10 protein-coding genes are annotated in these 12,098 nt (G+C 41.7%); 4 read left to right on the top strand and 6 right to left on the bottom strand.

What is annotated here, in order from left to right:
* Positions 1–249 precede the first annotated feature (249 nt).
* Positions 250–699 carry a YhcH/YjgK/YiaL family protein gene (locus WBJ10_RS09780; RefSeq protein WP_424289765.1) on the top strand — a complete coding sequence of 150 codons (450 nt, stop codon included), beginning with the start codon at positions 250–252 and terminating at the stop codon, positions 697–699.
* A 92-nt stretch (positions 700–791) separates the two neighbouring features.
* On the opposite strand, the gene WBJ10_RS09775 is transcribed toward WBJ10_RS09780, so the two are convergent.
* On the bottom strand, positions 792–1,607 hold the full coding sequence (locus tag WBJ10_RS09775) for an aminotransferase class IV (RefSeq protein WP_424289763.1): 816 nt from the start codon (positions 1,605–1,607) through the stop codon (positions 792–794).
* A gap of 5 nt (positions 1,608–1,612) precedes the next feature.
* Entirely contained in the window at positions 1,613–2,743 is a 1,131-nt protein-coding gene (locus WBJ10_RS09770) for a P1 family peptidase (protein WP_424289761.1), read from the bottom strand.
* Positions 2,744–2,925: 182 nt separating this feature from the next.
* Between WBJ10_RS09770 and WBJ10_RS09765 the strand changes: the two genes are divergently transcribed.
* Positions 2,926–4,221, top strand: coding sequence for a D-alanyl-D-alanine carboxypeptidase (locus tag WBJ10_RS09765; RefSeq protein WP_424289759.1), 1,296 nt, complete (start codon positions 2,926–2,928; stop codon positions 4,219–4,221).
* 20 nt (positions 4,222–4,241) lie between these two features.
* Here WBJ10_RS09765 and WBJ10_RS09760 read toward each other — a convergent pair whose 3' ends face one another.
* Positions 4,242–5,723 (bottom strand): M14 family zinc carboxypeptidase, encoded by a 1,482-nt coding sequence (locus tag WBJ10_RS09760; protein ID WP_424289757.1) that lies wholly within the window; start codon positions 5,721–5,723, stop codon positions 4,242–4,244.
* A gap of 70 nt (positions 5,724–5,793) precedes the next feature.
* On the opposite strand from WBJ10_RS09760, the gene WBJ10_RS09755 reads away from it, so the two are divergent.
* Both WBJ10_RS09755 and WBJ10_RS09750 read left to right on the top strand, forming a co-directional pair.
* On the top strand, positions 5,794–6,693 hold the full coding sequence (locus WBJ10_RS09755; RefSeq protein WP_424289755.1) for a serine hydrolase: 900 nt from the start codon (positions 5,794–5,796) through the stop codon (positions 6,691–6,693).
* A gap of 63 nt (positions 6,694–6,756) precedes the next feature.
* Positions 6,757–8,133, top strand: a complete 1,377-nt coding sequence (locus WBJ10_RS09750; RefSeq protein WP_424289753.1) for a putative oxidoreductase C-terminal domain-containing protein — start codon at positions 6,757–6,759, stop codon at positions 8,131–8,133.
* Positions 8,134–8,345: 212 nt separating this feature from the next.
* On the opposite strand, the gene WBJ10_RS09745 is transcribed toward WBJ10_RS09750, so the two are convergent.
* The 3 genes from WBJ10_RS09745 to WBJ10_RS09735 form a co-directional block, all read right to left on the bottom strand.
* Entirely contained in the window at positions 8,346–9,854 is a 1,509-nt protein-coding gene (locus WBJ10_RS09745) for a sulfatase family protein (protein ID WP_424289751.1), read from the bottom strand.
* A gap of 128 nt (positions 9,855–9,982) precedes the next feature.
* Complete coding sequence (locus WBJ10_RS09740; RefSeq protein WP_424289749.1) at positions 9,983–10,840, bottom strand: fumarylacetoacetate hydrolase family protein; 858 nt, start codon at positions 10,838–10,840, stop codon at positions 9,983–9,985.
* Positions 10,841–11,010: 170 nt separating this feature from the next.
* Positions 11,011–11,775 carry an SDR family NAD(P)-dependent oxidoreductase gene (locus WBJ10_RS09735; protein WP_424289747.1) on the bottom strand — a complete coding sequence of 255 codons (765 nt, stop codon included), beginning with the start codon at positions 11,773–11,775 and terminating at the stop codon, positions 11,011–11,013.
* Positions 11,776–12,098 lie beyond the last annotated feature (323 nt).

The following is a 12,098-nucleotide window of genomic DNA, read 5'->3' as shown; positions in this document are numbered from 1 at the left end:
CAAGTGGTTTCATATATGGATTAGTTACCGGAATGAAAATGTCGGACGCTGCCGAATTCGGTGTGGCTGCATCTGCGTTAAAACACACCATCCCCGGAGATCTTAACCACGCAACGTTATCAGATGTACAAGCATTAGTTGGCGGCGATGGCTCGGGACGAGTTCAGAGATAAATAATTATATAAGTTTAAGGGCCCACCTACATAAAATAGGTGGGTTTTTAATAACCGGATTTTTAAACAGGAAATTATGATCATAGACACACTTGATAATGCTGCAAAATATTACAGCGTTCATCCGCTTTTTCAGAAAGCTTTTGAGTACATCAGCACACAGGATCTGAAATCGCTGGAAGCGGGCAAATTCGATATCTCTGAAGGCCTGAAAGGTGTTATTGCAGAAAAGGAGGGTATGACTGCAGTAGATTCCGCAGCCAAATTTGAGTGTCACAACCAAAACATTGACATTCAACTTTGTATAACAGGGCCGGAAGTAATTGGATGGCGCCCCAGAAGCAAATGCGTTTCTCCAAAAGCAGAGTATAATACAGAAAAGGATGTGTTGTTTTTTGATGATGCGCCCGACATGCACTTCACATTAAAAGATAATCAATTTGCAATTTTCTTCCCGGAGGATGTACACGCACCGATGATTGCAAGTGGGGTGGTAAAGAAGATGATAATTAAGGTGAGGAAGTAGATTAAGGAACAAAGAGCAAAGAGCAAGGACAAGTCCCGCGCTAATGGAGATAGTGTAGTCTTTATTCTTTGCTCCTTGTTCCTTGTTCTTTCTTAACCATAAATATACCCGTCAAACTCCTTCATTAACACTTTCGTAACCGGTCCTGGCTTCCCATCGCCAATCAGCCTTCCGTCGATTTTTGTAACAGGCAAAATATTCTTTGTTGTACTTGTAATAAAAACCTCTTTAGCATGTCGCAGATCATCCATTGTTAATTCCCGCTCATCAATTTTGAAGTTCCGGGATCCCATTTTTAGGATGTGTTTGCGAGTCACCCCTTTAAGGATATTACTTTTCGATGTAAGGACTTCATCCTTTTCATTCACCAGGAAAAAATTAGCCCGCGGGCATTCTCGCAACATACCATTATCATGATACAATATATCATCAGCACCCTTCTCTTTCAAAACAGGCTGCAACCAAATCGCTTTGAGGTAATCCAATGTTTTAGCGGAGGCAAACTGCCGCTGGTACTCATAAGTCATTAGGCCGATTGACTTATCAAAATCCCGGTTGATCACAAAATCCGTTTGCGTGACAAAAAGATTTGATTCTGATGAGATGTTAAAGCCATCTGGAGAATAACCGCCCGTCAAGGTGATCCTTACCCCCGACTCGGATAAATTATTTTTAGCGATAAGTGACACAAGGCTATTGGTAAGATCTTGACGGCTTTGCTTAACCGGCAAGCGCATTTGTTCAGCAGAACTATAAAAGCGGTCTAGATGATCCTCGAGAAAAATAGGCTTCCCCGCAACGGTTTTTAAGAAATCGAAAATTCCATACCCGCGCTGTATTGCAAGGTCGGTGATCTTTAAAGTAGCTTCTTCTCCGGAAATTATGGAATCGTTAACCAGTACGTACATATATATTATAATCGTTTATATTTTTTCAGAATTGGAACAACCTTATCCAGAGGTAGCGCTTCCACATAACGCGATGACTTGCCTGAAGTATTCGTAGCTGCAAACAAAGAATTAATTATGGCTTCCTCAGTAGCTTCAATGGCAGCCATAAATAGCTGGGATGTATAATCGTTATGGAGAAAGCCCGAAGTACTTACGGGAGCCTGAGGCTGATGCGGAATCCGGATGGACTCCGCGGTTGAAAACGCGATTACGTAGTCCCCGCTACCATTGGACGCTATCCCTCCGGTTTTGGCCATACCCATAAATGCCCTCTTAGCGAGCCTTTCCAGGTTTCTTGCATCAAGGGGCGCGTCTGTTGCCACTACCATCATACATGAACCATCTACATTATTTAACAGCTTATCGCTGAAAGAAAATTTACCAAGCTCCTCTCCAACCGGCACCCCATCGATTTGAAGTACCCCTCCAAAATTCGTCTGGACCAAGACCCCAACCGTGTATCCACCTAAACTTTGAGACAATTTACGTGAGGAACTCCCAATGCCACCTTTAAAGCCGAAGCAAACTGTCCCTGTGCCCGCTCCAACAGAACCCTGTTCTACAGGGCCCTCCTTCGCTTTCTTTATGGCATTCAGCACATCCGCCTTACTTACATGCCGTCCGCGTATATCATTTAGGTAGCTGTCATTCGTTTCACCTACGACCGCGTTAACCGATTGTACCGACTCGTTCCCGGGATGTGAAAGGGTATAATCTATGAGTGCTTCCATCGCAGCTGCAACACCAAGTGTATTTGTAAGGACAATTGGCGTTTCGAGGTTGCCCAATTCCTGAACTTGTGTGCTTCCGGCCAGTTTACCAAAGCCGTTTCCACTAAAAATAGCTGCGGGTAGCTTCATCTGGAAAAGATTACCTGGTTGAGGTATTATAGCTGTTACACCCGTCCTGACAGAATCTCCTTTAATGATCGTTTCCTGTCCCACTTTAACACCAGGAACATCAGTAATGGCATTTATGCTTCCGGGCGATAAAACTCCGATTTTTAGTCCAATCGCGCGTGGAAGCATTCTTTCCTGCGAAAAAACGCAAAGTGGGGCAAGAAAAAAGAGGGTACAAAATAGTCGTCTGAGCATTGATACAATATTAATCATTAATCCGGATTCTTGAAGAAAATCCATCGCCAGAGTATGAGCCAGTGAGCGAATTGTTTTATTATAAAAGATAGAAAACTATATTCGTTGAGATTTTCAAACACTTAACGGTTCAGTGTCTTATTAGCCATGACAAATCCCTTTTAATTACAAAACTCAGCAAATTGAAAACTATCACCCTAAACACCCTTCTTGCATTTGTCTTTTTTATCACAAGCATTTACCAGTTAAGTGCCCAAAGTAAAAGAAAGATTGGAAAGATTTTCAAGGCATCCGAGATCGTCAATAATCATTACACCGGATTTGCTTTATACGAAGCGGCGAAAGAAAAAATGTTATTTGAACTGGATGCCAATAAACCTGCTATTCCCGCTTCCAACACAAAAATAATCACACTCTATACCGCGCTCAATATGCTGGGTGATTCTATCCCGGGTTTAAGATACATAACCAAAGGCGACTCCTTGATTTTCTGGGGCACAGGAGATCCTTCGATGCTGCATCCTGATCTCAAATCGACTAAAGTTTATGATTTCTTAAAAAACTCCGATAAGAAGCTTTTTTATTCCCACAGCAACGCAAGTAATGATTTCATGGGATCTGCCATTTATACAATTGCCATGGTATCGCTGCCTGTCGGGGAAAATACTGCTCAGGCTTACGCGGGCCCAGATGGTAAAGTGCGCCTGAAACCAGATTTTTTAAACGCCCATTTGAAATTGGACACTTCTTATCATCCAAAATCTTTTTCTGTGAGAAGGGATGAAAGAACAAATACCTTCAGCTACCCCGCTATGAGTATGCCCGCCGATTTTAAACAAACTGTATATCTGGTACCTGGCGCAGAGCTAACCCAGGCAACATTAATCGAGGTTCTGGGAAAACCAGTACATATTACAAATATGGCACTACCTGAAAATGCTAAAACAATGTACAGTGTACCGGCTGATTCGCTCTACAAAAGAATGATGCTTCCCAGCGATAACTATCTCGCAGAGCAGATCCTTTATCTTTGCTCATCTACATTACCAGGCAAGCTGAGTGTTGATGCTGCAATAGAACATAGTTCTAAGAATTTTCTAACGGACCTCCCTGACCTCTTCCAGTGGCGGGATGGATCCGGATTATCCAGATACAATTATTTTAGCCCCAGGTCAATTGTTAAGATGTTGATCAAAGTCAGGGATAAGGTGGGAGATGAAAAAAGGCTCCTAAACATGTTTCCTGTAGGAGGCGTAAGCGGCACATTACGAAATGCCTTTAAAACAGACAATGGGGTTCCGTTTGTTTGGGCAAAAACTGGCACATTGTCTAATGTTCGTATTCAGGGCGGATACCTTGTTACCCGAAAAGGGAAGAAGTTTATATATTCATTCATGAACAATAATTTCCTGATTCCTTCTGCAGATATTAGTAACGAGATGGTTCGGATAATGACTCTGATTCGCGAGAAATATTAAATAAACAACTCGGTGCTAAACTAATAGCCGTAAGTATTCGATAAAACCTTTGCCGGTTGACCTAAATCGACTTTATATCCGTTAACGACTGCATATACTGGCTTTCCGTCCCTGGTAAGAAGGAAATGGGCACTTTGACCTATTCCTGCTTCTTCTACCGGACTTTCCTTGTTATTCGTCAGGCTTAGTAGCCGGTTCTTAACTGCCCCCACAGGCGACTTAGAATCTGACCATTTAACGAAAAGATAGCCGCCTTTAATCAAATCTAATTCCTGGTTCGGGCTAAGTTTATCCCATTCAGCCCTTGTCATTGTTTTTATTCTGGCAGGAGTAAATTTAAGCCCCGTTGCATCAATTTCATCATAACCGAACATTAATTCCTGATCACCAAGTTCCGCAATACGGCCGCTATATGTCATCCCTGAATTATCAGGATTTCTTATTTGTGTTCTGTTGATTCCAAGATAGGTTTTAAATTCATGTCCTTCTTTCGATATAGTCACGTTCTTTATGAATAAATCGTAGAGGGAGTTGTCATTTTCCGGGATTAAATCATAATCCTTGAGATCTTCTTTCTCATAGGAAGCAGTTGCAATGGATTCAAAAGCATTCAGTAATGCAAGAAAGTTAAGTTTCCGAATAAATTGCTTTTCAGGGTCCTGATAATAACCACCTGATTCAATGAGTATAGTTGAAATTCCCATCCCCTGGAAAGTATCTCCAAAACAACGAGGGTCAAAATCGTCATTATATTTCGCAACGTTTCCCGGAGATTTAGTTTGCAAGGCTTTATTCATCGATAAAATAATTTGCGTAGCTCTTTTTCGTACATCATTCATGTCCTTAGGGTAGTTATAGGCTGGGGCCAGGAAGGAAATGGTGGCAGAGTTCTTAGAGCGGCCAGAGGAATAAAGATAATTCTGATCATGTAGGTTAAACCCTATTTGAGGCTGTAGCTTTTTCGCCAACTCCATAAGTGCCCTGCCTTCAGGAGTTACCTGCATACGTGCATCACGATTTATATCAATTTCCAGATCGTTTCTCCTTTTCCACGCCTGTGCGCCATCAGGGTTTAGCATCGGAACAAAATGCAGCTCCAAATTATCGAGTATTAAATTTCTTAAGCCTTCATTATCATCTTTGGCACTCAGGAAATTAAACATATCGAACAGTGCCATAGTAGCCGTTGACTCATCGCCATGCATTTGAGACCACAACATCACCTTCGTTTTGCCACGCCCGGCTATTAGATGATTGATACTTCTGTCACGGACTGACTTCCCAATTTCGTCCCTGCTGACAAACTTCGAATCCACATGTTTTTGAATTAAAGGCATCATTTGGGCATGTTTCATAAACCTGTTGGTGATTGCAGGTTCCTTATATTTATTATATTGGGCCCATACTTTTTCAACCGCAGCGCTGTTGATTGCGGGTTGAGACATCACATGTAGTGATGAAATAAGGAGCAGATTAAAGATTACCAGAAGTTTAATTTTCATGACCAGATTTTTGTATCGAACGGGTTAAAGCCTAAAAGTACAATTGTATCTTTAATTATATCAAAATATTATGACTACCACCCTACCGGCTATTTTTATCACTCTATCCATAATGATCTCTCCTTCCACCAACTCTTCAACAAATCCGGAACAGTTAAAAGAACAGATCCGGGCCGAATTTGCAAAACAGAAAGGAACCTTTGCCCTTGCATATAGGAACGTCCAAACCGGGGAGGAGATACTTATCAACGAAAGAATAAACTTTCATGCGGCCAGTACTATGAAAACGCCGGTACTGATCGAAGCGTATAAGCAAGCTGCTTCGGGTAAATTTAAGATTACAGACCCGATCCTTGTGAAGAATAAATTTAAAAGTATTGTGGATGGCAGCACGTACTCGCTGAACGCAGGAGACGACAGTGATTCTGTGCTTTATACCAAAATCGGGACCAAACTCCCTGTTTATGACCTGCTTTATTTGATGATTATTAAAAGCAGCAACCTCGCTACGAATATTATAATTGACCTGGTCGGGGCACAAAATGTAAATAAAACAATGCGGGAAATGGGTGCCAAAGATATCCAGGTTCTGCGAGGTGTTGAGGACAGTAAGGCTTATGAGAAGGGAATGAATAACACCACCACTGCCTATGATCAGATGGTGATCTTCAATGAAATGGCCAAAGGGGCTATTGTCGATAAAGAGTCGTCCGATGCGATGGTCAAGATTTTACTGGATCAAGCTTTTAATGACAAAATACCGGCATACCTGCCGAAAGACGTGAAAGTAGCACACAAAACAGGCTGGATTACTGGAGTAAATCATGACGCAGGTATTGTATACCTTCCTGATGGCAGGAAATACGTACTGGTGTTATTGTCGAAGGAGTTGATTGATGATAAAGCAGGCGTTGCGGCGATGGCAAATGTTTCAAAAATTATTTACAATTATTTTATTAGCCAAAAATAAAAACCAACCATATCGAGACACCTAAATTTAATTCCTATTTTCATTGTGATTTAACTTACTGATATGATCCAAACAATTTCAAACTTTAGGTTACTAGTAGTAGTAATAGTCCTATCTGCAATATTTGTCCTGAACAGTGCTTCAATAATTACCAAGGCCCCGGCCACACGCGTTAAAGCTTCAGTAAAACTTATAATCCTTGACCCCGGCCACGGACATGCAACCTTTATGCAGGGATCGGTAAACCCCGAAATTGATCCTGAAGTGCATGTTTATGCGCCTGCAGGCCCTGATGTTCAGCAGTATATCAACTCAATAGAACGCGCGAATTCCAGAAAAAGCAATCCAACTAATTGGAAACTGGTAGTATACACAGGCCCGGACTATCTCCAAAAAATGTTGTCTGAAAAGAAAGGAAATGCAGTTCTCATTTCCGGAAACAATAGTAGGAAATCGCTTTATATAAGAAGTTCGGTAGAAGCCGGCTTTCATGTGATAGCGGATAAGCCCATGGCTATTACAGATTTTAAAGCGCTTAAAAAATCATTTGAAATTGCCAAACGTAAGGGGTTGGTATTATTTGATCCGATGGACCTGCGGTATGACATCAGCAATATTCTGCAAAAAGAACTCGCCCTGATGCCAGGTTTATTTGGTTCACTTCAAAAAGGAAGTTTGGAAAACCCGACCCTGGTTCAGGCCAATCTTCATCATTATCTAAAAGGACCAACCGGGCAAACCGGTGTCAGGCCGGCCTGGTTCTTCGACGTAGATCAGCAAGGGCATGGTATTGTAGATGTGAGCACCCACCTGGTGGATCTTAATCAATGGCTGGCATTTCCGGTAGAATCATTAAATTATAAAACAGACATTAAAATGATTTCTTCCCGTGAATGGCCAACAAAGCTGCGTCCATCGGAATTCAAGCTGGTTACCAGAGTCGATGGGTATCCCCCGTATCTAAAAAAGGACCTACAAGATAGTATACTTTCGGTTTATTCAAACGGAGAAATGAATTATACACTTAAAGGCATACACTCAAAAGTGACAGTGCTCTGGAATTACAAAGAGCCAGCCGGAAGTAGTGATACTCATTATTCTTTGATGCGCGGTACAAAAGCGGATTTGGAGATCAGACAGGGAGCGGCGGAACAGTACAAAGCAACTTTGTTCATAAAACCATTAGCGGGTACTAATCCTACTGAATTTGAAAATTCAATAAAGGCTGCTGGGGAAAAACTACAACAACAGTACCCAGGTACAGAGTTCGTAAAAAAAGGCAATGAGTGGGAAGTGAAACCCGGAAAATTTCAGCGTACCAATTCAACAGAAGTAGCAGTAAATTATATTAAAAACGGCAAAATGCCTGAGTGGGAAGCACCGAATATGATTGCAAAATATTTTATTACAATTGGGGCCTTGAAGAAAGCGAAGAGATAGTAGTGAGTATCAAGTATCTAGACTTGTCCCGGTACTCATTTAGCCGTCCTTTGAATGAGATATCTCTTTTACTTGCAAAACCCCTCTCTCGATACTTGATACTTGAAACTTGATAATTGATACTTAGCCGCCCGACTCGACCTTGTGGAAAGTATAAATGCCTTTTACGCTGCCTGTGACAATTATAACCTCATCCCTAAACTGAAGATACCTTAATACCTTCCTTTAAAAATGTGATCCGATCGACTCTGATTTCCAAGAGGCCGTAAGGGGATCTGCATCCCTCCTGTTTGCTCAAGCCACTTGAAAATTTCCTTTCTAAAACCTAAAGCGCGCTGTTTATGCTCCGGTTTGTTGATCAGGTTATTCATCTCATAAGGATCTGCTTTTAGATCGTATAACTCGTTCGTATCCCAGATTCCATAATTATAGATGTATTTATATTGTTCGGTCCTGACTGCAAACATAGATGGGGTTTGCGGAAAATCGTACTCCCAGTAATATTCATAGAAAGCACGGTCGCGCCATGCCAGGGATTGTTTTTTCAAGAGTGGAAGAAATGAACTGCCCTGAAAATGGGCAGGTTTCGTAAGTCCAGCCATTTCAAGAATTGTAGGAGCGATATCTACATTCTGTATCACCTGATCGACTTTTGTAGATGGTTGTATAAAAGAAGGTGCATAAACAAGCAGTGGAACTCGCATCGATTCTTCATAAGCATGGCGTTTATCAATCAGGCCGTGCTCCCCGAAACTGAATCCGTTATCGCCCATGTAAAAAACGACCGTATTCTTAAGCAGATCATTCTTTTTGAGATAGCTGACTACCGTGCCTATGCTTTCATCAACTCCCATCAGCGTCTCCAGATACGCCGGATAAAAGTCCATGAACGTCCTTGCTCCGTGGTACATGAAATCTACACCGTGCCAGGAATACCTCTGTTTCCGAACCCAGTTGGGAATGTCGCTCTGATTAACAGGATAGCCTCCCTGTGATCTTAAATCCCCTTTCTCCTTCCAAAGATCCTGGTATTTTGCTGTATCCGTCGCGGTGATAAACATGGAGGGAGGAGCTTCGAACACAAGGTTTTTATACATTCCCTTGTGACGTTTGGCGGCCTGAAATCCATCATGTACACCTTTATGCGACAGGTATATAAAAAATGGTTTAGACTTATTTCTCTTATCCAAAAAATCAATCGCATAGTCTGTCAGGATATCGGTGACGTATGCGCTATCCTTAAAAACCTTTGTTTCTCCATTGACAAATAGTGTTGGGTTATAATAAACTCCCTGTCCGCGGAAGCTCACCCAATAGTCAAAACCCTTTTGCTTTTTCTCGCCTCCGGTCCCCATATGCCATTTTCCAAGGAATGCGGTTTGATAACCCTTTTGTTTGAGGTATTCTGGAAAGAACCTAAGGTTTTCGGGTACCGGAGATTGATTATCCACCACCGTGTGAGCATGTGGATATAGACCGGTCAATATTGAAGCTCGTGAGGGCGAGCAAAGCGCTGTTGCAACAAACGCATTCCGGACATGCGCACCCTGCGCGGCCATCATATCCATATTAGGTGTTTGCAAGCCTTTGAACTTATCCATAAAGCCCATAGCATCATATCGGTGGTCGTCGGAAAGTATAAATACCACGTTGTACTGTGTTTGGGCAGTTAGCTTTCCAGCAAACACCAGGTATATTATAACAAACAGGATTTTTCTCATGATCGGTTTATAATGCAATCTAATTTACTCAATTGGTATATACACCTTCTAATTAAATATAACATTCTCTACCTTAATTTACATCGAGCTTAAAAAACTAAATTACATTTCCGGATCAGATCTGCGGATCAACTTTGAGCATAGGCTTTTGCTACTTGCCTTGCTTCGCCCAACCCGTCGATGCCTAACTCGATGACATCTCCAGCTTTCAGAAAAAGTGGTGGATTCAATCCCAATCCCACGCCTGCAGGGGTCCCGGTCGAAATAACATCTCCCGGGAGTAGAGTCATAAATCTGCTCACATAAGAAACTATAAATGGAATATTAAAGATCAGATCGTCTGTATTGCTATCCTGAAGTAACTTTCCGTTTAACTTAAGCCAAAGCCTGAGATTATGGGGGTCCTTAATTTCATCAACGGTTGCCATAAATGGACCCATGGGTGCAAATGTATCGCAGCCCTTGCCCTTATCCCAAGTGCCGCCGCGCTCCAATTGGAATTCGCGTTCTGAAACATCATTATGCATAACATAACCTGCAACGTATTTCATGGCGTCAATTTCCGCAACATAACTTGCTTTCTTTCCTATTACGAAAGCCAATTCAACTTCCCAGTCTGTTTTCACGGAATCTTTCGGTATAACAATATCATCATTAGGACCTGCTAATGATGTAGTCGATTTCATGAACAATATGGGCTCTGCAGGAATTGATGCGCCTGTTTCGGCTGCGTGCTTTGCATAGTTGAGTCCGATACACAGAATCTTAGATGGCCGTGCGAATGGGGCCGCGAGACGAACATCTTCAGGAACAATATTAAGATTGCCATCAGTTGCCTTTAAAAATTCTTTGAGTCGCTTTAGCCCCCCGCTCTCAAAGAATTCCTCATTGTAATCTTCACCAAAAGATGAGGTATCATACTTAACATTGTCTATGATAACACCTGTTCTCTCTTCCCCGGGATTTCCCCATCTAATTAATTTCATAATTCTACTGGATTTTTTTGGATAATCTTGTCTGTAGCTCCTATTTCCGATTTTGTTAATTATATAAATAAGCCTTCAGGCTGTTATTTAAATTTAAGCGCGCTACCCTCGTCCATTTAAGAGCAACGAAAAAAGTACTTGTGAATACAAGCTTCTTCATAATGATTTGGTTAAGTATTCAGCTTAATAAATCCGCCATCCACCGGATAGTCGCATCCCGTCAGGAAAGCGGCCTCATCCGAACACAGGTATAAGGCCATAGATGCAATTTCTTCAGGCTTTGCCATCCGGCCAATTGGCTGGCTCCTGGAAAGTTTTTCAAACATCTCATCTTCCTTACCGGGATAGTTTTTAGCGATAAAACCATCGACAAATGGCGTATGAACGCGGGCGGGAGAAACACTATTACAGCGGATATTATCACTGAGATAATCCTTCGCAACCGATAAAGTCATAGCATATATAGCACCTTTGCTCATTGAATAAGCAAACCTGTCCGATAGACCAACGATTGCAGCAATTGAGGCCAGGTTTAGAATAGCACCCCCTCCATATTGTTTCATAATCGGAATTGCCGCGTACAGACAATTGTACGCTCCTTTTACATTAACATTATACACACGCTCGAAGTCTTCTGCTGAAGTATTATCGGCTTTTCCGACATGGGCGATACCTGCATTATTTACCAGAATATCAATACGCCCGATTTCATTAAAGAGAGATACAACTTTCCTCTGATCAGTCACATTACATGAATATACTGCAGCCTGTCCTCCTTTTCCGACAATTTCATTTACCACGTCAGCACCAGAATCTGCGTTAATTTCGAGGATGTGGACATGCGCACCCTGCTCTGCAAAAAGTGTTGATATAGCGCGGCCAATTCCACTACCTCCTCCTGTAATAACTGCTGACTTTCCTTTTAAACTAAACATGATTATTTTCTATACTACAATAAATATAAACTATCTGTAATCAGCGGCGATTAACACCCGTTGGATTTCGAAATCAATATACAACAATTAAAAGCAAGTCCAAATGGTGCAATCCCCCCTTTAGAATATCCTTTTCGCCCCTCGGATAGAACTGAATTTAGAGTAGATCGGATACTCTAAAAAAGAGTATCAATCTGTTATAAATATCCGGAAAAATACTAATATTATTAGTATTTTTACATCATGTCAGAACGGATAGTTGAAAAGTTAAGGATACTTTCGGATGCTGCAAAATACGATGTATCATGCTCATCAAGTGGAAG

This window comes from Daejeonella sp. (assembly GCF_049655485.1).
Classification (GTDB): domain Bacteria; phylum Bacteroidota; class Bacteroidia; order Sphingobacteriales; family Sphingobacteriaceae; genus Daejeonella.
Note: the sequence above shows the minus strand (reverse complement) of the source record. Positions and strands in the feature narration are given on the sequence as shown.